This window comes from Bosea vestrisii, from assembly GCF_030144325.1.
GTDB classification, from domain to species: domain Bacteria; phylum Pseudomonadota; class Alphaproteobacteria; order Rhizobiales; family Beijerinckiaceae; genus Allobosea; species Allobosea vestrisii_A.
The window spans coordinates 2,354,285-2,374,294 of record NZ_CP126307.1; the positions used below are offsets into that span (position 1 = coordinate 2,354,285).

Annotated in this window: 19 protein-coding genes; 8 read left to right on the forward strand and 11 right to left on the reverse strand. The window is 66.8% G+C overall.

The features are described from left to right. Positions 1 to 10: 10 nt before the first annotated feature. The 5 genes from QO058_RS11710 to QO058_RS11730 all read left to right on the forward strand — a co-directional run bounded on the left by QO058_RS11710 (position 11) and on the right by QO058_RS11730 (position 4,834). Positions 11 to 715 (forward strand): HAD-IA family hydrolase, encoded by a 705-nt coding sequence (locus QO058_RS11710; protein WP_284172187.1) that lies wholly within the window; start codon positions 11 to 13, stop codon positions 713 to 715. Continuing rightward, complete coding sequence (locus QO058_RS11715) at positions 690 to 2,036, forward strand: NAD(P)/FAD-dependent oxidoreductase (protein WP_432212038.1); 1,347 nt, start codon at positions 690 to 692, stop codon at positions 2,034 to 2,036. The genes QO058_RS11710 and QO058_RS11715 overlap by 26 nt, the downstream gene beginning before the upstream one ends. A 96-nt stretch (positions 2,037 to 2,132) precedes the next feature. Beyond that, entirely contained in the window at positions 2,133 to 3,131 is a 999-nt protein-coding gene (locus QO058_RS11720) for an ABC transporter substrate-binding protein (RefSeq protein ID WP_284172871.1), read from the forward strand. 51 nt (positions 3,132 to 3,182) lie between these two features. Continuing rightward, entirely contained in the window at positions 3,183 to 4,052 is an 870-nt protein-coding gene (locus tag QO058_RS11725) for an ABC transporter permease (protein ID WP_284172190.1), read from the forward strand. Continuing rightward, positions 4,049 to 4,834, forward strand: coding sequence for an ABC transporter permease (locus QO058_RS11730; RefSeq protein ID WP_284172192.1), 786 nt, complete (start codon positions 4,049 to 4,051; stop codon positions 4,832 to 4,834). Before QO058_RS11725 ends, QO058_RS11730 begins: the two co-directional genes overlap by 4 nt. A 154-nt stretch (positions 4,835 to 4,988) precedes the next feature. On the opposite strand, the gene QO058_RS11735 is transcribed toward QO058_RS11730, so the two are convergent. Then, entirely contained in the window at positions 4,989 to 6,266 is a 1,278-nt protein-coding gene (locus tag QO058_RS11735; RefSeq protein WP_284172193.1) for an NAD(P)/FAD-dependent oxidoreductase, read from the reverse strand. Positions 6,267 to 6,454: 188 nt separating this feature from the next. Here QO058_RS11735 and QO058_RS11740 point away from each other — a divergent pair, with 188 nt between their 5' ends. Then, complete coding sequence (locus QO058_RS11740; RefSeq protein WP_284172194.1) at positions 6,455 to 7,318, forward strand: GNAT family N-acetyltransferase; 864 nt, start codon at positions 6,455 to 6,457, stop codon at positions 7,316 to 7,318. A gap of 3 nt (positions 7,319 to 7,321) precedes the next feature. On the opposite strand, the gene QO058_RS11745 is transcribed toward QO058_RS11740, so the two are convergent. The 10 genes from QO058_RS11745 to QO058_RS11790 form a co-directional block, all read right to left on the reverse strand. Further along, positions 7,322 to 7,798, reverse strand: coding sequence for an Lrp/AsnC family transcriptional regulator (locus QO058_RS11745; RefSeq protein ID WP_210215008.1), 477 nt, complete (start codon positions 7,796 to 7,798; stop codon positions 7,322 to 7,324). Positions 7,799 to 7,932: 134 nt separating this feature from the next. Next, entirely contained in the window at positions 7,933 to 9,327 is a 1,395-nt protein-coding gene (locus QO058_RS11750; RefSeq protein WP_284172196.1) for an aminotransferase class III-fold pyridoxal phosphate-dependent enzyme, read from the reverse strand. A 9-nt stretch (positions 9,328 to 9,336) separates the two neighbouring features. Further along, positions 9,337 to 9,780: a helix-turn-helix domain-containing protein gene (locus QO058_RS11755; protein ID WP_284172198.1), complete on the reverse strand. Its 444-nt coding sequence runs from the start codon at positions 9,778 to 9,780 to the stop codon at positions 9,337 to 9,339. Between the two features lie 150 nt (positions 9,781 to 9,930). After that, a complete protein-coding gene (locus tag QO058_RS11760) occupies positions 9,931 to 11,400 on the reverse strand; it encodes an NAD-dependent succinate-semialdehyde dehydrogenase (protein WP_284172199.1) in 1,470 nt (489 codons plus the stop codon). 12 nt (positions 11,401 to 11,412) lie between these two features. Further along, positions 11,413 to 12,339 carry a 2-hydroxyacid dehydrogenase gene (locus tag QO058_RS11765; RefSeq protein WP_284172201.1) on the reverse strand — a complete coding sequence of 309 codons (927 nt, stop codon included), beginning with the start codon at positions 12,337 to 12,339 and terminating at the stop codon, positions 11,413 to 11,415. Between the two features lie 19 nt (positions 12,340 to 12,358). Further along, positions 12,359 to 13,219, reverse strand: a complete 861-nt coding sequence (locus QO058_RS11770; protein WP_284172202.1) for a GNAT family N-acetyltransferase — start codon at positions 13,217 to 13,219, stop codon at positions 12,359 to 12,361. Between the two features lie 36 nt (positions 13,220 to 13,255). After that, positions 13,256 to 13,963 carry a cupin domain-containing protein gene (locus tag QO058_RS11775; protein ID WP_284172203.1) on the reverse strand — a complete coding sequence of 236 codons (708 nt, stop codon included), beginning with the start codon at positions 13,961 to 13,963 and terminating at the stop codon, positions 13,256 to 13,258. A 347-nt stretch (positions 13,964 to 14,310) separates the two neighbouring features. Next, entirely contained in the window at positions 14,311 to 15,054 is a 744-nt protein-coding gene (locus tag QO058_RS11780) for an SDR family NAD(P)-dependent oxidoreductase (RefSeq protein ID WP_284172205.1), read from the reverse strand. Between the two features lie 17 nt (positions 15,055 to 15,071). Then, complete coding sequence (locus QO058_RS11785; protein ID WP_284172206.1) at positions 15,072 to 16,679, reverse strand: GMC family oxidoreductase; 1,608 nt, start codon at positions 16,677 to 16,679, stop codon at positions 15,072 to 15,074. 16 nt (positions 16,680 to 16,695) lie between these two features. Beyond that, complete coding sequence (locus tag QO058_RS11790; protein WP_284172208.1) at positions 16,696 to 17,862, reverse strand: ABC transporter substrate-binding protein; 1,167 nt, start codon at positions 17,860 to 17,862, stop codon at positions 16,696 to 16,698. A 340-nt stretch (positions 17,863 to 18,202) separates the two neighbouring features. On the opposite strand from QO058_RS11790, the gene QO058_RS11795 reads away from it, so the two are divergent. Continuing rightward, positions 18,203 to 19,006 (forward strand): IclR family transcriptional regulator, encoded by an 804-nt coding sequence (locus QO058_RS11795; RefSeq protein WP_284172209.1) that lies wholly within the window; start codon positions 18,203 to 18,205, stop codon positions 19,004 to 19,006. A gap of 15 nt (positions 19,007 to 19,021) precedes the next feature. Beyond that, positions 19,022 to 19,957 (forward strand): dihydrodipicolinate synthase family protein, encoded by a 936-nt coding sequence (locus tag QO058_RS11800; RefSeq protein WP_284172210.1) that lies wholly within the window; start codon positions 19,022 to 19,024, stop codon positions 19,955 to 19,957. Positions 19,958 to 20,010: the final 53 nt, after the last annotated feature.

Sequence of the window (20,010 nt, forward strand, 5' to 3'; positions counted from 1 at the left end):
ATACCAAACCATGGCCCTCAGCGATTTCAAGGTTCTCACATTCGACGTCGTCGGCACGCTGATCGACTTCGAGGCCGGCGTCCTCGGCGCGGTCCGGCGCCTCGGCGGCCCGGCGGCCGCCAGGCTCAGCGACGACGAGATCTTCGCGCCCTACCTCAAGGGCCGCGAGCTGCATTACGAGCGCTCCAGCGAGGTGATGAAGCTGGTCTACATCCACCTCGCCAAGGAGCTCGGCCTACCGCATGACGATGCCACGGCCGACGCCTTCCAGCTCGCCATCCTGCGCCATCCCGCCTTCCCGGATTCGGCAGAGGCTCTGACGCGGCTGCGCAAGCACTACCGGCTGGTGGCGATGACCAATGCCGATCGGCCGAGCTTCACCTGCTACTCGCACACGCTCGGCAATCCGTTCCACGACAGCATCACCGCTGACGAGGCGATCCACCCCAAGCCCGATCCGCTCTACTTCGCCTATAATCGCGGCCGGCAATCGGCCTTCGGCTACAAGCAGGAGGAGATCCTCCACGTCGCGCAGAGCCAGTATCACGATATCCGCGTCGCCAAGTCGCTCGGCTATGCCACCTGCTGGATCGAGCGGCGTCAGGGGCAGAAGGGCTTCGGCGGCACGCCGGCGGTGCCCGAGATCACCAAGCCCGATTATCACTTCACGACGCTGAAGGCGCTTGCCGATGCGGTCGAGGCGGAACGGGCCTGATCCCGTGACGGCCGCGCCGACATCCTGGCAGGCCCTCGACGCCGCGCCCTCGCTCTGGCGGGCGACGGCATCGCCGCTACCCGCTTTGTCGCCGCTCGCCGGCGATGCGCAGGCGGATGTCGTGATCATCGGTGCCGGCTATACCGGGCTCTCGGCTGCCCACCATCTCGCAGCCAGCGGCCTTGCGCCACTGGTGCTCGAGGCGAACGAGCCCGGCTGGGGCGCGAGCGGGCGCAATGGCGGCGTCATCACCGCCAAATTCCGCCTGTCCTTCCCGGCGATCGCCGCCGGCCATGGCCGGGGCATGGCGAAACGCATGTACGATATCGCCCATGAGGCGACCGATATCGTCGCCGAGCTGGTCGACACCCACGGCATCCGGGATGCCGGATTGACCCGCGCCGGCCAGATCAAGGCCGCGCACAACCATGAGACGCTGGCCTATGCGGTGAAGGAAGCGCAGTGGCTTCGCACCGAATTCGGCGACACCACGATGACCGTGCTCGATGCCGGGCAGGTGCGCGAGGAGACGGGCTCCGCCGGCTTCGTCGGAGGCGTGCTCAATGCCGGCTCGGGCGGCATCCACCCGCTCAACTATCTGCGCGGCCTCGCCCGCGGCCTGACCGCACAAGGCATCCCCGTCCATAGCCAGACGCCGGCACTCAGCCTCAAACGCGAGCGCGACGGCGTGCTGGTCGAGACGCCACGCGGCACCGTGCGCGCGAAGCAGGCGATCATCGCCACCAACAGCTATTCGGATCTCACGCCCGCGACCCGCGAGTACCAGCGCACCCTGATCCCGTTCCGCAGCGCCATCATCGCGACCGAAAAGCTCTCGCCAAATCTCGCTGCCAGCGTGATGCCGACGGGCCGGACCTATACCGAGACCAAGCGGATGATGCGCTGGTTCCGCATGGTCGACGACCGGATCGTCTTCGGCGGCCGTGGCGCCTTCGGCAAGACGGATTCCGCTGCCGCCTTCGCCGCCCTGCACAAGGCGATGATCGGCATCTTCCCGCAGGTCGCCGATGTGCCGCTGGCCTTTTCCTGGTCCGGGCTGGTGGCGATGACGCTCGATTCCGTGCCGCATGTCGGCCGCGTCGACGACCGGGTCATGGTCGCCATGGGCTACAACGGCGCCGGTGTCGCCATGTCCAGCCTGATGGGGCGTTACCTTGCCGCCTTCGCGCGCGGCGAACGCCCCGATGTCGGGCTGCTCGACGTCGGCCGCATGCGGCCCGTGCCCTTCTATGCGCTTCGAGAACCGGCGGTCCGTCTGGTCGCCGGCTGGTACCAGTTTCTGGATGCGATCGGACGGTAGGCCTCGAAGCTCCGATCCAAAACAATAGGGGAACAGGACATGGCTAAGAGCTTGAACTTCCGGACCGCCTGCGCCGCAGCGGGGTTTTCCCTCGCAATGCTCGGCTCCGCTATGGCAGCCGAGCAGATCATGTTCGTCTCGCAGGGCGGCGCCTATCAGAAGGCGCAGACCATCGCAATCCTCGACCCGAGCGCCAAGAAGCTCGGCATCACCATCAACCAGGACAGCGTGCCCGATGCCTGGCCGATCATGCGCTCGCAGGTCGCGACCGGTAAGCCGACCTGGGACGTCGTCGACGTCGCCACCAATTTCTGCCTGCGCGGCGGCGAGCAGGGCATCGTCGAGAAGCTCGACTTCAGCAAGATCCCGAACGCCGCGGCGATGCCGGCCGAGTATCGCAGCGACTATTCGGTCGCCTACGAGTTCTATTCGAGCGTGCTCGGCTACAATCTGAAGAAATTCCCGGACGCGGCCAGCGCGCCCAAGAGCTGGGCCGATTTCTGGGACGTGAAGAAATTCCCCGGCCGCCGTTCGCTGCGCAACCACCCGCTGGCGACGCTGGAAGCGGCGCTGATGGCCGACGGCGTCGCCGCCGACAAGCTCTACCCGCTCGATGTCGACCGCGCCTTCAAGAAGCTCGAGGAAATCAAGCCGAACATCACGGTGTGGTGGACCTCCGGCGCCCAGTCGGCGCAGCTCCTCAACGATGGCGAGGTCGACATGGTGATGGCCTGGAACGGCCGCATCAGCGCGCTCGCCAAGGAAGGCGCCAAGGTCACCTACACCTACAACCAGGGCATCCTGCAGAGTACCTCGCTCTGCGTGCTGAAGGGCGCGCCCAACCTCCCGACCGCAATCAAGTTCCTGAACGAGGCGGTCGATCCGGTGCACCAGGCCAACCTGCCGCTGCATATCGACTACGGCCCGGCCAATCCGAAGGCCTATGACACCAAGGTCATCTCCGAGGCACGGGTCAAGGAGCTGCCGAGCGCGCCCGAGAACGCCAAGGTGCAGACCCTGATGTCCTATGCCTGGTGGACCTCGCCGGCCGGCGAGGCCGCCGAGAAGCGCTGGCTCCAGTTCATGCAGAAGTGAACCGACGCAGGAGATGCTCGGGCCAGGCCCGAGCATGACGAGGGCGACGAGATGAGCATTAGCACGATCGACCCATCCCTCCGTCATCAGCGCCGCGAGCAGGCGCTGATGACCCTGCTCGCGGCGCCCGCCGTGCTGGTGATCGTCGCGCTGGTGGTGATCCCTGTGGGATGGCTGGCGGCCCAGTCCGTCTACGACAACGGCTTCACGCTGGAGCACTACCGCCGCATCTTCACGGAAGAAGTCTACTGGCGCAGCTTCGCGCTGACCTTCCGCATCGCTTTGATGGTGACGCTCCTCACCTTGCTGCTCGGCTATCCGGTCGCCTATGCGGCGGCTCACGCCAAGCGGCCCTGGAACGTGCTGATCCTGGCCTGCGTGATGCTGCCGTTCTGGACCAGCGTGCTGGTGCGCGCTTATGCCTGGCTCGTTCTGCTGCAGCGCACCGGCGTCGCCAACCAGCTGCTCGAACGCTTCGGGCTGACCACCGAACCCTTGGCGATGGTGCACAACGAGCTCGGCACGGTCATCGCCACGGTCCACATCCTCCTGCCGTTCATGGTGCTGCCGCTCTACTCGACCATGCAGAAGATCCCGCGCGAGCTGATGCTCGCTGGCGCCAGCCTCGGCGGCGGCCCGCTCTACAGCTTCCGGCACATCTTCCTGCCGCTGTCGTTGCCGGGCGTCGTCGCCGGGCTCACCCTCGTCTTCGTGCTGACGCTCGGCTTCTACATCACGCCCGAGCTGCTCGGCGGCGGACGCACCGTGATGATCTCGATGGTGGTGAGCCGCAATGTCGAGCTCTACGCGCAATGGGGCGCAGCGAGCGCAGTTGGAGTCGTTCTCCTTGTCTGCGTGCTCGCGATCTTCGCCGCGGTCGGCCGCATCATCCCGCTCGACAAGATGCTGGGGCAGAAATGAAAACCTCGCTGCTGCCGCGCCTGGCCTTCGGCCTCCTCATCGGGCTGATCCTGATCTACCTGATGCTGCCGGTGCTGATCATCGTGCCGATGTCGTTCTCGAGCACGCGCTTCCTGACCTTCCCGCCGCCGGCGCTGTCGCTACGCTGGTACGCTGAGTATTTCGGCAATCCGAACTGGATGCAGGGCACGCGGATGAGCCTGATGCTCGGCGTGCTGACCGTGCTGATCGCGACGCCGCTCGGCACCGCCGCCGCCTATGCGATCAGCAATGCCCAGAACCGGCTGATGCGGTCGCTGCACATGGTGCTGATGCTGCCGCTGATCGTGCCGATCATCATCGTCGCGATCGGCATCTTCTTCGTCTACGCCAAGCTCGGCCTGATCCAGACCCTGACCGGGCTGGTGCTGGCCAATGTCATGCTCGGCCTGCCCTATGTCATCACCTCGGTCGTCGCCGGCCTGCAGAGTTTCGACAAGACGCAGGAGATGGTGGCGCGCAGCCTCGGCATGAACCGCCTGCGGGCCTTCCTCACCGTGACGCTGCCGCAGATCAAGGCCAGCGTCTTCGCCGGCGCCGTCTTCGCCTTCATCTCGGCGATCGACGAAACGATCATCGCGCTCTTCGTCTCCGGCGGTCAGTATCAGACCCTGACCAAGCGCATGTTCACCGCGCTCCGCGACGAGATCGACCCGACCATCGCCTCGATCTCGACCCTGCTGACGGCGGCTTCCTTCCTGCTCGTCCTGCTCGCCATGAGCGGGCAGAAGAAGGAGGCGTAGCGCAGGCCACGTCTGAGGGCGCTGTGGAACGCGCTCCGGCGAGTCGACTGGCGTGGTCGTCGAGAACCGGAGCGGAGCGGACTTTTCGTCCGTGAGCACCGGAAGCGCAGACGGCCGCGTCAGGCGGCCGTCGGAGTAGCGTTCCGGAGCGCCCTCAGTGGCGCCAGTCCTGATAGCGGTAATAAGCGCCGACGAAGGGCAGGAACCAGGGCGGGCCGAAATGGCCGGGCACAGCCGGCCATTCGAGCCCGGCGAAGGGGTTCGCCTTCGCCTCTCCGCCCATCACCCTCGCCATCGCCTGGCCCATATGCACCGACATCTGGGTGCCATGGCCGCTATAGCCGAGCGCGTGGAAGACGCCGTCGCGCTCGCCGGCGCGCGGCAGCCGGTCTGCCGTCATGTCGACGAGTCCACCCCAGCAATAGTCGATGCGCGTGCCGGAAAGCTCGGGGAAGAGCTCCAGCATGCGGGCCCTCAGGATCGCACCGCTCTTGGCGTCCGATGCCGGGCTCGACAGGGCAAAGCGCGCCCGCCCCCCGAAGATCAGCCGGTTGTCGGGGGTGAGCCGGAAATAGTTGCCGATATTCTTCGTCGTCGTCGCCGTCCGCCGCGTCGGCATGATCGCCTCGGCGCGCTCGGGCGAGAGCGGCTCGGTGGCGATGATGAAGCTGCCGACCGGCACGATCCGCCGCCTCAGCCAGGCGAAAGGCCCCCGGCGCGAGGCGCCGGTCGCGAGGAGCACCTGCCCCGCCTCCAGCGTGCCACGGCTGGTGACGACGCGATGGACCTGGCCGTTCAGCCGCTCGAGCCCGGTCACTGCGGCATTCTCATGGATCGCCGCGCCATTTCGCGCCGCCGCCTCGGCGAGGCCGACGCCGAAGCGGCCCATGTGCATATGCGCGCTGCGCGGATAGACGAGGCCGCCGAAGAAGCCGTCCGTGCCGATCTCGCGGCGAATCTCGGACGGCGATACGACGGTCAGGTCCGGCTCGACCGTGCGCCGCAGCAGCACGGCGCTCTTCTCCAGCTTGGCGAAATGCTCCGGCTTGGCCGCGAGCTTGATCTTGCCAGTGCGGATGAAATCGCAGTCGATCGCCTCGTGCGCGACCAGCGCCTCGACGGTGTCGACCGCGCTGTCGAAGGCGCGATAGAGCGCGACCGCCCGATCTTCGCCGAGGCTGGCGGCAAGGCTCCCGAGATCATGCGCGAGGCCGTTGTTGCAATGTCCGCCATTGCGGCCGGAGGCCTCGCCGATCACGCGGCCAGCTTCCAACACGGCGACGCTCGCGCCCGATTTCGCCAAGGCGAGAGCCGCCGACAGGCCGGTGAAGCCGCCGCCGACAATGGCGACGTCGACCTTGCCGGCGAGCGGAGCCGTGGAGCCGGCAGTGAATCCCGGCGCCGTCGCGAGCCAGTAGGGTTCGAGTTTCATGAGATTACGGTCTCAGCGCTCCGGACAGGCGGCACCGGCCGCGCCCCGCCGGGCGAGCCGGCTCCGACCGTCGAGAATACCGTCTTGCCGGGCAGGTTCTTGGACAATTTTGCAGTTCTCCGCAGCCCGGTGCCTGCCTATAGTCGCCTCGCATTCGAGGAACGAGGCCTGCAACGGTGGCTCACGGAATGGCTCGGCGCCGGCTCGACTACGAGCTCGCCATCAGGCCAATGACAGAAGCGGATATCTCCCAGGCGCACCAGCTCTCCGTCGGTGTCAGCTGGCCGCACCGGCCGGAGGACTGGCGCTTCGTGCTGGAAGTCGGGCACGGCTTCGTCGCCTGCGACGCGATCGACCGGGCCCTGGCTTCGGCGATGTGGTGGCCATATGGGCCGCATTTCGCCACGGTGGGCATGGTCATCACCTCGCCGCGCTTGCAGATGCAGGGCGCCGGGCGGCGGTTGATGGACACGATCTTCGAGCAGGCGGGCGATCGCGACCTCAGGCTCAACGCGACGCGGGCCGGCTACCGTCTCTACCGTTCGCTCGACTTCCAGCCGATCGGCCGCATCTTCCAGCATCAGGGCCGCGCCCAGGCGCCGTCTGGCGCTGCGCCCGACGAATTCGCGGTCCGGCCAGCAACCGCTGCGGACGGCGACGCGATCGCCCGGCTCGACGCCGACGCATACGGCGCCGATCGCTCGCGCGTGATGGCCGCGCTGATGAAGCTCGCGACCGGCACGGTAATCGAGCGGGAGGGCGCGCTGGTCGGCTTCGCCCTCTGCCGCCGCTTCGGCCGCGGCCATGTCGTCGGGCCGGTCGTTGCCGAGAGCGACGAGGCCGCGATCGCGCTCGTGCGGCCGCATGTACTTGCCCATGACGGCCAGTTCCTGCGTGTCGACACCGCCCAGGAGCAGGGCAAATTCGGCGGTTTCCTCGAAGATTGCGGCATGACCGTCTTCGACACGGTGACGACGATGATCCGCGGCCGCAATCACGGCCCGAGCGGTCAGGCGCGGACCTTCGGCCTCGTCACTCAGGCGCTGGGCTGAACTTTACAGGCCGAACAGCACCGGTAGCGGATAGCCCGGCTTCTGGATCGGCGACTTGATCACGATGTAGCTGAAGTATTTGGAGATGCCGATATTGCGGTCGAGCAGCGTCTCGATCAGCGACTGGTAATGGGTCAGTCCGCGCGTGACGAACTTGACGAGATAGTCGTAGCCGCCGCTGACCATATGGCACTCGACCACCTCGTCGACGCGCCTGAGCGCCGTCTCGAAGCGGATGAAATATTCCTTGGTGTGGTCGGCCAGGGTGATCTCGGTGAAGACTGTGATCGTCTCGCCGAGCTTCTGCAGGTTGATGGTTGCGCCATAGCCGGAGATGAAACCGGCCTGCTCCAGCCGCTTGACCCGCAGCAGGCACGGGCTCGGCGAGAGGCCCACCGCATCGGCCAGGGTGACGTTCGTCATCCTGGCGTTGTTCTGCAGCTCGATCAGGATCTTCATGTCGATGCGGTCGAGCCGCACGCCCGGTGTCACGACGAAAGCCTCATGCCAGAGCCGCCCTACGCAGCCGGGCGGAGGACACCGCACGGCCGCGCCACCCTAAAGGCTGTCGCGCCCTTCCGACAAGGAAGGGAGCATGGCCGAACAAGCAAATCTCACGCCGCCTTCGCCATCGCCAGGCTCGCCGCCACCTCCGGCAGCGCCATGACCTCGTCGAGCGTCTTGCGCAGCCGCGTGATGATCAGGTCGATCTCCGCCTCGCTGCAGCACAGCGGCGGCGCGAGTCCGATGATGTCGTCGGCGAAGGCGCGGAAGATCACGCCGTTGGCGTAGCCGCGCGCGAAGAGGTGGTCCGGCAGCTTCGCCTCGCGCGGAAGCTTCTGCTTGGTCACCTTGTCAGCGACCAGCTCGATGCCGGCGAGCAGGCCGCGCGCCCGGACCTCGCCGACAAGCGGATGGTCGGCGAGCGTCGCCAGGCGCTCCTCGAAATAGGCCCCGACGCGCTGGCCGTTGGCGAGGATGCCGCCCTCCTCGTAGAGGCGCAGCACCTCGAGCGCCACGGCGGCGCTGACCGGATGGCCCGAATAGGTGTAGCCATGGCCGATCGGCCCGCCGGCCGGCGCATTGTCCGCAATGGCGCGGTAGACCTTCTCGCCGATGGCGAGCGCGCCAAGTGGCGCATAGCCCGAGGTCAGTCCCTTGGCCATGGTCATCATATCAGGCACAACGCCTTCGGCCTCGCAGGCGAACATCGGTCCGGTGCGGCCGAAGCCGGTGATGACCTCGTCGGCGACGAAGAGGATGTCGAGCTCGGCCGCGGTCTCGCGCATCGCCTTGAGCCAGCCTTTCGGCGGCACGACAACGCCGCCCGAACCCTGCACCGGTTCGCAGAAGAAGGCCGCGACAGTGTCCGCGCCGAGTTCCTCGACCTTGGTGCGCAGCGCCGCGACGCTCGCCGCGATCACCGCCGCGTCGTCGCTTCCGGTCGGGTTGCGGTAGGGATAGGGCGAGGCGATGTAGTGCTGGCCTTCCGCCGGCAGGTCGAAGCCGGCATGGAAGGCCGGCAGCGCCGTGACGCCCGCCCCCGTCGAGCTCGAACCGTGATAGCCGCGTTCCAGCGAGATGATCCGCTTCTTCTGCGGCCGGCCGGTGACGTTGTAGTAGAAGCGGATCAGCCGGAGCGCGCTGTCGACCGCATCCGAGCCGCCCAGCGAGAAATAGATGTGGTCGAGATCGCCGGGCGTGAGCTCGGCGAGCTTGGCGGCGAGCCGGATCGTCGGCTCGCTGCCGAAGCTGAAATAGCCGGTGGCGTAAGGCAGCTCGCGCATCTGGCGCGCAGCCGCCTCGACGATGCTGTCATGGCCATAGCCGACATTGACGCACCACAGCCCGGCGAAGCCGTCGATCAGCTCATGGCCGTCGCTATCGGTGATGAAGGCGCCCTTGGCCGACTTCATCACGGTGACGCCGCGCTTCTCGTGGCCGGCCCAGTTGGCGACCGGATGGACCCAGTGACGGCGGTCGAGGGCTTCGAGGGAGTTGACGCTCATGGCGGAACCTCAGGCAGGACGGGAAGACGAAACGGAAGAAAAGGCGGCGCGCGCCGGATAGCCGAGCCGGCCGGCCCGCGACGGCGGGGACTGCACCTGCTCGCGCAGATAGCGGCCGGGAGTCGTGCCGTAGACGCTCTTGAAATGGCGCGAGAGATGGCTCTGATCGAAGAAGCCGGCGTCCAGCGCCGCCTGCGCAGCCGGGACGCCGTCGGCGAGCAGCGCCCGCGCATAGCGCACGCGCTGGCGGCAGACGAAGCGATGCGGCGTCAGCCCGACCTGGCGGCGGAAGACGGTGACGAAACGGCAGACGCTGAGCCCCGCCACAGCCGCCAAGTCGTCGAGATAGAGAGCCTCGGTGAAATGCCGCTCGATATGGACCAGCGCCCGCCGGATACCGGGGCTCGCCGGCTCCGCCACTCGGGCGGCAGGACGGGAAACAGACTGGAGCATGGACCGCCTTGTCCTCCGCTGAATGCGAATAGCGCTATCAGGAAGGCTAGGAGCGGACGGCCGGACTGTGCGGCGGCTTTGGCGCACCGCTTTGGTATGCCCTGCCCTATTCGGGGGCACGATCGGCAGATCGTGCTTCGAGCTCGCTGGTCAGGCGGACGCCAGCCCGCCAATATGGAAGCTCTTCAGCTCGAGATACTCCTCGATGCCGGTCGCGCCACCTTCGCGGCCGATGCCGGACTGCTTGACGCCGCCGAACGGCGCCACCTCCATCGAGACCGAGCCGGTATTGAGGCCGACCATGCCGAATTCGAGCCGCTCGCCGACGCGCCAGGAGCGTTTCAGATTCTCCGTGTAGAAATAGGCGGCGAGCCCATAAGGCGTGCCATTGGCGATCTCGATCGCCTCGTCCTCGTGCTTGAAGCGGAACAGTGGCGCCACCGGGCCGAAGGTCTCCTCATTGGCGAGGCGCATCCGCGTGGTCGCGCCGGTCAGCACCGTCGGCACGACGAAACGGGAGCCGTCGACCTCGCCTTGCGCCCCCGCCAACCGCGTCGCGCCGAGCGAGAGCGCATCGTCGAGATGCGCGTGAACCTTCTCGACGGCCGCCGCATTGATCAGCGGGCCGATGGTGACGCCGGCTTGCCGCCCGTCGCCGACCCGCATCGCCGCCACCGCCTGAGCGAGGCGGTCGGCGAAGGCGTCGTGGATGCCGTCCTGCACCAGGATGCGGTTGGCGCAGACGCAGGTCTGGCCGGCATTGCGGAACTTGCTGGCGATGGCTCCGGCGACGGCTGCGTCGAGATCAGCGTCGTCGAAGACGATGAAGGGCGCGTTGCCGCCGAGCTCCAGGCTCAGCCGCTTCAGCGTATCGGAGCATTGCCGCATCAGCAGTGCGCCGACCCGGGTCGAGCCGGTGAAGGAGAGCTTGCGGACCACGGGATTTCCCGTCAGCGCTGCGCCAATCCCTTGCGGCAGGCCGGTGACGATGTTGATCACACCGGGCGGGAAACCGACGCGCTCAGCCAACACGCCGAGCGCCAGCGCCGAAAAGGGCGTCAACTCCGAGGGCTTCACCACGATCGGGCAGCCGGCGGCCAGCGCCGGCGCGCATTTGCGGGTGATCATCGCATTGGGGAAATTCCAAGGCGCGATCGCGGCGGAGACGCCGACCGGCTCCTTCAGGACGAGGATGCGCCGGTCGGCGGTCGGCGCCGGCACGGTACTGCCATAGACGCGCCACGCCTCCTCGGCGAACCATTTGATGAAGCCTGCACCGTAGAGCACCTCGCCCTCGGCCTCCGCCAGCGGCTTGCCCTGCTCGGCCGTCATGATGCGGGCGAGGTCCTTGCGGTGTTCCAGCAAAAGGTCGTGCCAGCGCTCCAGCAGAGTGGCGCGCTCGGCCGCCGGCCGCGCCTTCCAGGCCGGAAACGCAGCCTCCGCTGCGGCGATGGCCGCGTTGGTTTCCGCCTCATCACAGGCCGGAATCGTGCCGATCTCGATGCCCGTCGCCGGATCGCGCACCGGCAGCTCCTCGCCAGAAGCGGCGCCCACCCACTCGCCACCGATCAGGGCGCGGCCGACGAGAAGCGTGCGGTCTTCGAGAGCGACAATCGACATGGAGGACCTCGTTCAGTAGCCGCGATCGCGGTCGATCAGGCCGAGCAGGGGTTCGCCTGCCTGGTGGCGCCGCAGATTCTCAAGGACGATGTCGAGCGAGGCCTCGGAACGCGAGCGGCTGGCGATGTGTGGCGTGAGCAGGACCTTGGGGTGGTTCCAGAGCGGATGCCCGGCGGGCAGCGGCTCCGGCTCGCAGACGTCCAGCACCGCTGCTGCGAGATGGTCGCTGTCCAGCGCGGCCAGCAGGGCGTCCTGATCGAGATGGCCGCCCCGGCCGGCATTGACCAGCATCGCGCCCTGCGGCAGCCGGGCGAAGAGCTCGGCCCCGAGCAGGCCGCGCGTCGCGTCGGTCAGCGGCAGCAGGCAGATCAGGATGTCGCTGCGGGCGAGGAAGTCCGGCAGTTCGTCATCGCCGGCGAAGGTCACGATCCCGTCGACCTCATGCCGCGAGCGGCTCCAGCCGGCGACCCCGAAGCCGAATTCGGCGAGCTTCAGCGCGCAGGCCTTGCCGAGCATGCCGAGGCCCAGAACGCCGACGCGACGCTCTGTGGTCGGCCTGATTCGGAGCGGCTTCCAGGCCTGTTCCCGTTGCGCGGCGATGTAGGGCACGAGATCACGATGCAGGGCCAGCACCGACATGGTGACGTATTCGACCATGCTGTCGACGAGCCCGGGCTCGATCATCCGCACGATCGGCAGGTGCGCCGGTATGTCCGCCAGGTTCAACTGGTCGACACCGGCGCCGACCGAGACGAGCAGTTCGAGATTGGGAAACTGGCCGAGCAGGTTGTCGGGCGGAAGCCAGGCGGCGAGATAGCGGATGTCGGCGGGGTCGCCGATATCCGGCCAGATCCGAAACGGCAGCTCGGGCGCCTTGTCCGCAAGCAGCCGCGTCCACTCCTCGGCGCGGGCGGCATCGGACTTGAGCAGCAGCGTCATCGTGTCGACCTCGCGGACATCAGCCGAGCGCCTGGTTGATCAGGGCGTGGAGGCGCGCCGGGCCGGGCGCGGCCGGCAGATCGCCGCGCACCATTGCGACAACGTCCCCGGCCGGCGCAAGACCATGCTGTGCCAGCCAATCGCCGAGCCCTGAGCCAAGCCGCAGATCGACCCGGATGAACTGGCCGGTCCGGCCATGCAGCCAGCAGGCGATCAGCGTGCGCGCGTCAGCTTCGTCAGCCGCCACGACCGGGCCGATCACATGGCCACGGCCGAAGGCCCGCAGGATGCTGAAGCCGACGGGCTGGCCGGCCTTCTCCAACACCAGGCACTGGCCACATTCCAGCAGGGCCGCAAGGCTCGGCCCGCGCTCCAGGCCGGTCGCGGCGCGGTCGAGACGCTCCAGAATGGGAAGGTCGGCGGAGCTTGCCGGACGCAGCCGCTCGCCAGCGCCAAGTTGCGGCGCGGCAACGGCGAGCACGTGCCCGTGCTGCTGGCGTACGCCACCGCAGGGCCGGAAGCCGCTTTTGGCATAGAGCGGCTCACCGGCGGCTGTGGCATTCAGCATCAGCGAGCGCCCTTCGGCCTGCACGAGCAGGGCCTGCATGAGGCGCCGGCCGATGCCGCCCCCTTGCGCCTCGGGCGCGACGATGATCATCCCGAGCGTCGCATGGCTCTTGCCATAGGGCCACCACAGAGCCGAGGCGACGAGCTTTCCATCTCGCACGCCGACGACGCCGCCGCCGAGTCCGATCGCGAACTCCCAGTCCTCGCGGCGATACGGCCAGCCGACACGCCGTGACAGCTCCGCGCCGAGCCCCGCGTCGCCGGCAGCGATCGGACGCAGCGTCAACGCCTCCGGGGCTGCGATCTCAGCCATTGGCGATTCCTGCCATGGCGCCGGGTCCCGTGGCGCTCACGATCCGACCTCCTGGACGACGTAGACCTTGGCGAGATGCTCATTGCTGTCCCAGGCGCATGGCGTGCCGTAGGGGACGAAGACGCTCTCGCCCGCCCTGACCTGAACCGGACGTCCGTCCTCCCCGGTGAGGGTGACGCTGCCAACGAGGATATGCATCAGCTCGTTGACCGGCTGCGGGCGCAGAACACGTCGATACGGCGTCGAATCCCAGATGCCGGCACGCAAACGCGATGCCTCGTCGGTGAAGGCGTTGAAGCTGCGGCACTGTGGCACCGGCCCTTCGATAAGGTTGGATGGAGGCGGCGAGGAGGCCGACAGCGGCGCATCGGCCGGCAGCTCCGTCACGCCGGGCGCTGCGGAAGCATCGCCGGTGCTGGCGCAGAAGGCCCAGCGGGTGCCGGGCGCCGCCTCGACGCGCAGGGCCGTGCCACGCGCGATCACGATGCTCTCGCCGGCCTGGATCGGGCGCTTGCTGCCCTCCGTGAGCGACAAGTCGAGACGCCCGGCCGTAACGACGAGTACCTCTGTGTGCGGGAAGGCCGCAATCTCCGTCGCGCCCGAGAACGCGGCGCTCCCCACTGCCAGATCCTGCGCACCACTCCAGACGACCTCCCGGCCGGCGGCGAATGGATCCTGTTCGGAGAACGACTTGGCGCCGGAGGTGCCGGCACGATTGGCGAGTACGATCGGAGCAGTCGACATGGAAGCCTCTCCCAGCATGATGGTGCTGAGCTAGGACGTTTCGTCCCCGGCGGATTGGAGGAAATTCTCAGGATGACATGTCGTCGCCGCGCACGGGGCGACGCTGAATTACTTTTCTGCTGCGCCGATGCGCGGCAGGCTCCCGATCAGGAGACGTTCCTAACCAGGTCGCGCCGGCACGACGGCTCGCGGGAGCTTTTACCCGGGTAAAGAGTCGCTGCTCCGCATGTCCGAGCGATGGTTTCGCGCACGAGCCCGCGCAGCCATGCGCGAGGGGCGTTGCGATCGGTCCGTTGATGCCAGGCCACCTTCACGGCAATGGGGACGCTATCTGATCTTCAGCCCATCTAAAGGCAGGTCCATCCGCCGTCGGCCATGATCGACGAACCCGTAATCATTGCGGCCCCGGAACTGGCGACGAAGACCATCACGCTTGCGATTTCTTCGGGCTCCGCGAGTCGAGCCAGCGGCATGCGGGAAACCTGTGCGGAGAATTCCTTCGACGTTGCCGACGCCCGCTCGGTCATCTCAGTCCGCGTGAAGGTCGGCGACACACAGACGCAACGGATCCCATACGGCGCCAGGTCGAGGGCCATGCACTTGTTCAGCCCCTCGAGCGCGTGCTTGCTTGCCGTGTAGCTGGCCCGCCCGGCGGCGCCGACATGGCCGAGCTGCGACGATGTCTGGATGATCACGCCCTTGATGCCGGCCGAGACCATCGATTGCGCGACAGTTCGGGCCACGAGGAAAGCGCCTCGCACATTGACTGCCATGATCGTGTCGAAGGTTTCCGAGGCAATGTCGAGAATGTTACCGGGGGCATGGGTCCCGGCATTGTTCACCAGAACGTCGAACGTCCGCCCGGCAATGGCCCCGATGACCTCCTCCTCGTTACAGACATCGAAGCAAAGCGCTTCTGCCGCCACACCATCGAGAACAAGAGCGCCAAGTGCGTGATCCAGTCCCGCCCTGGAACGCGCGGCCACTGTCACCGCTGCGCCCAGGGCACCGAACGCCTTGGCCGCCGCGAAGCCGATACCGGACGTGCCCCCCGTAACCAGGATGCGCTTGCCGTCGAACCGCTCGGACATCTCTCTTCCCTGAATTGTCAGACGCTGTTGCGGATCATGTCCGCGGCCTTCTCGGCAATCATGATCGTCGGCGCATTGGTGTTGCCGTTGATGAGGCGCGGCATGACCGATGCGTCCACAACACGCAGCGCCTCAATCCCTCGAACCCGAAGCGCGAGGTCGACGACGGAACCGGAATCCGCGCCCATTCGGCAGGTGCCGGCGGCATGCATGTTCGAGAAGGCACGCCTGCGGAGATCGGACACGAGATCCCGCTCGCTTTCGACAGGCAGCCCCGGCGTGACCTCTTCGATTCGCCAAGGTGCCCAGCAGGGTTGGGCGGCCAGACGCCGGATCCAGCGCATGCCTGAGATCAATGCGGCGACATCGTCCTCGTGCTGTAGGAAGCCGAAGCTGATGCTGGGGGCGTCATGCGGCTCGGGGCTGCGAAGGCGCACGCTTCCGCGCGCTTTCGGCGTCATATGGACGGGGCTCATGGTGAAGCCGGAGAAAGTGTCGGGCGCTACACCATCCCTCCCCCGCTGAGCGGCACTGCCGGGGTTGATGTAGAGATTGAGATCCGGACGCGGCAGGTCCGGGCTGCTGCGGACGAAGGCAGCAGTTGCCAGACCGTTGGCCGCGAGCGGTCCGCCGCCGGTCGCCAGGTAGCGGGCGAGGGCGATGCCCTGCCGTATCGGGCTTCGGGCAAAGTCGTTCAGGGTCCGCCCGTGTCCGCAGCGGTAGACCAGCGATGTCTGGAAATGGTCCTGGAGGTTTCGTCCGACGTCTGGAAGATCGCAGACCACCGGCAGGTCGTGGGATCTGATCTCGCCCGCCGGGCCGATGCCGGAAAGCAGCAGGAGCTGAGGCGAGTTGAAGGCGCCTCCCGCAAGGATCACCTCGCGCAGCGCATTCGCCAGGCGCGGTTCGGTACCCAGACGATACTCGATGCCGCGCGCCCGCCGATTCTCGACCACGACACGCGTGACCAGGGCTCGGGTGCGAATCTTCAGGTTGTGCCGATGGCGCGCAGGCGCGAGGTAGCTTGCCGCCGCGCTCATCCGCCGTCCACGGCGGATCGTCGACTGATAGAACCCATAGCCTTCCTGACTGGGGCCATTGAAGTCCGCGTTGTGTGACAGCCCTGACTGCCGGCAGGCCTCGAGGAAGGTCTTGGCGATGGGCCAGACATAGGCTGGCTCCGTGACCGGGACAGGCCCGCCGACACCATGCGCATCGTCGGCGCCGCGAACCTGATCCTCCGCCTTGCGGAAATACGGCAACACGGACTGCCAGTCCCATCCGACGCAGCCCTGTTCCGCCCACTCGTCGTAGTCTTCCCGCTGACCGCGGATATAGACCATGCCGTTGATCGAGCTCGTGCCGCCGAGCACCTTCCCGCGCGGCTGGAAGAGCGTGCGGTTCCCAAGCCCGGGTTCCGGCTCGCTCTCGTAGGCCCAGTTGATCCGGGTATCCGCGAAGAGACGCGGATAGCCCATGGGAATGTGGATGAAAGGATTGGTGTCGGCGCCGCCGGCCTCCACGAGCAGCACGCTGTGACGCCCGGCCTCCGAAAGGCGGGCGGCGAGCACGCAGCCCGCCGACCCGGCACCCACGACGATGTAGTCGAAGGACTCTATCTCCACGACTGGCTCGGCCGCGTCAGAGACGAGAGCGGATCGACTGCAGCAGCCGGTCCATCTTCTCCGCCGTCGCGGCGACTTCCTGCTTGACCGGCCGGTCGTTGAGGATGATCCGCTGCAACATATCCTCGATGAGGCCGCTGGTCAGCACCGGTGCCGCAAACGGATTCAGGCCGAAATCCATGCCGGCCATGACACCGCGCTCGACGCTGTCGAGCGTCGATTTCACCACGTTCGGATAGGCGGCGATCACCGGATTGTCGGTGAAGCGCTTCATGTCCGCCTTGCGATAGGCCGGGAACATGAAGAGCGGGATCGTCGTGAGGAACGGCATGTAGCTGTCCTCGGCGAACAGGTAGGCGAGGAATTTTTGCGCGTCCTCGCTGTTCCTGCCCTTCGGCAATACAGCGGCGATCAGGTTCGTCTGATAGCCCGGCGTCACCTTGCTCGGCATCAGCGTCGCGTCGAGGTTCTTGGCGACCTCCGGCGCGTCCTGGGCGGCGACGCCGATGATCGCGGCGCTGTCGTTGCACATCGACTGCTTGCCGCTGTTCACCAGGCTGAACGTATCGGCGAGGCGAAGATTGGCGATGCCGGGGCCGCTCGTTTTGCGGCCGACCTCGGCAAGCCATTCGGTCGCCTGGCGGACGGGTTCGCTGTCGAACAGCATCTCGCCCTTGGCGTCGTAGAAATGGCCACCGGCCGACTGGGTCATGCACCACAGGAATTCGGCGCCCGCATAGTCGTCCTTCGCGAGCTTCAGGATGTTCCCGTAATACTCCGGTGGCTTCGTCATCGCGATCGCGGCCTTGAGATTGTCCTCCCAGGTCACAGGGACGGGCAGGCCCGCAGCCGCGAGTCGATCCTTCCGGTAGACGCTGATGAAGCTGTGCACGTAGTGCGGCAGGCTGACATAGGCGCCGTTGAACTTGCACGACTTCTCGATGAGGCCGGGAATGAAGGTCTCCGGTCCGCCAAGCGTCTTCAGCACCGGCTCCGTGGAATGGAGTGCGCCAGCGATCGACATCGGGATGGCATTGCGTCCGAGCGTGATGGCGACGTCGGGCAGGGCGTTGGCGGCGCGCGCTGCCGGCCAGCGCTGCCCAAAGGCGGCCCAGGACATCACTTCGATCTCGACCTTGATGCCGGGATTGGCCGTCTGGAAGCGGTCCGCGACGCCGCGCATGAAGTCGGAGCGGACCTTCTGCGTGTAGCTGTGCCAGAAGACGACCTTGCGCTCGCCCTGCGCGTGAACTGCCGGAGCGGCGAGTATGGTGGCCGCAGCCGCCCCCCTTGAGCAAGGCCCGTCGTGAAACCTGCAGACGCATGTCCTGTTTCTCCCTCACTGGATGCCGGTCGACATCTCTTCATTTTTTGAACTTAGTTCCAAAATTAAATTCAAGGCTGGTTCGATGTCAATAAGTGAGATTCCATACAGATCTGACAAAATTGAAAAATCTGATACAAGCCTGCTTGACAGCTGGCTTAGGCTCTGAATTTTTAGAACTCAGTTCAGGAATTGATCAATGGCTGGCAGCCTTTTGGAACGCACCTTCAACATGCTCGCATTGCTGAGCGCGGCGCGCAGCGGCCTGCCGCTGCAGCAGTTGGCGGATGAACTCGAGGTCCCGAAAAGCGCGGTGCATCGCCTGCTTTCCGAGCTCGGCCGACTCGGCCTGACGCGGCAGGAGCCTGTGACCGGGCACTACATGCTGACCACCAAGCTGCTGTCGCTTGGTTTCTCCTATTTGGCGGCGAGCGGCGTCGTGGACGTCGCGCAGCCCGTGCTCGACCAGTTGGCCCGGGAAAGCGGCGAGCTCGTGCGCCTGGCTGTCGTGGACGGCAACACGCTGACCTGGGTTGCAAAGTCGCAGGGTGCGCGATCCGGCATGCGTTACGATCCGGAGATGGGCGGGCATCCGACCCTGTTCTGCACGGCGACGGGGCAGGCCTGGCTCGCGACGCTCGATGATCGGCAAGCGGTAGGTATCGCGATTGCGTCGGGGCTGGAGCATGCGGCCGAATACGGTCCCAACGCACCGCGCACCGTGGCCGTTCTGCAGCGGAGACTGAACAAGACCAGGGCCGATGGCTACGCGATGGTGGTGGAAAGCGCCGCGGTCGGCGCTTCGGCGATGGCCTGCGCGATCATGTCGCCGGCCAGCGGACAGGCGATCGGCACGGTCAGCATCGCGGGCCCGAGCTTCCGCCTGAACGAAACGCGCATGCGCCAGCTGTCTCAGAGCCTTGTGGGCGCGGCGCGAGAGCTTTCACAGACCAGCATCGGCTCGGACTTCTTCTCTCCGTTGGCCCGCGCGGCCACTGCCTGAACATTGGAGATATCGATGGTCGCCAATCCCCTCGCGCGCCCGTTCAGCGGCCTGATTTCGGCGCCGTTCATGCCGATGCTTCCGGACGGTGCGATCGATTGGGCCTCGCTACGCCGCTATACGGACTGGATCGTCTCGCAGAAGCCCGATGCGGTCGCGGTCAATATGGATGCGGCCGAGGGACCGGCTCTGACTGCCGAAGAGCGCGTCGAGGTGATGCGCGTCTGCGCCGATGTCAATGCCGGCCGTGTGCCGCTGCTGAGCGGGCTGATCGGCGGCTCGACCGAGGGGATGATCGCCCATGGTCGCGATCTGCTCGCGGCCGGCGCCGAAGGCTTCTGCGTCTTCCCGCCCATGCCGGTCTTCATCGGCTCGCCGATCCCGGCGGAGATGATCCGCCGCTTCCACGGCGACATCGCGCAGGCGCTTCGCGTGCCGCTGATCGCGTTCCAGTTCCCGCGCGGATGGGGGCCGGACTATTCCGGCGACATGCTGACGGCACTCGCCAGCATCGACGAGGTCATCGCGATCAAGGAATCGTCGTTCGACGCCAATCAGACGATCCAGGCCGTGGAAAGCATTGCGCGCCTGGAAAGACCGATCGGCATTCTCACGGGCAGCGATACATTCATCTATGAGGCGATGTTGATGGGCTGTGGCGGCGCGCTGATCGGCTTTGCCGGTACGGCAGTCGCCGAGTTGGTCGACATGCAGCGCGCCCATCGCGCCGGCGACACTGCGAAGGGCTTTGCGATCTGGTCGCGGCTGGCACCGCTCGCCCGCTATTGCTGGCGCCCGCCTATCCGCGACTTCCGCCCACGCATGAAGGAGCTCCTGGTGATGCAGGGAGTGATCGATCACGCGGCGGTGCGCAGGCCACAGCTTGGCATTTCGAGCGAGGAGCGCAACGTCATCGCGCGCCTCGGGCGCGAGGCTGGCCTCATTTCATGAGGGTGCACGACACCAGCAGCGGGCAATGGCCCCCAATGCCCGACCGAACATGG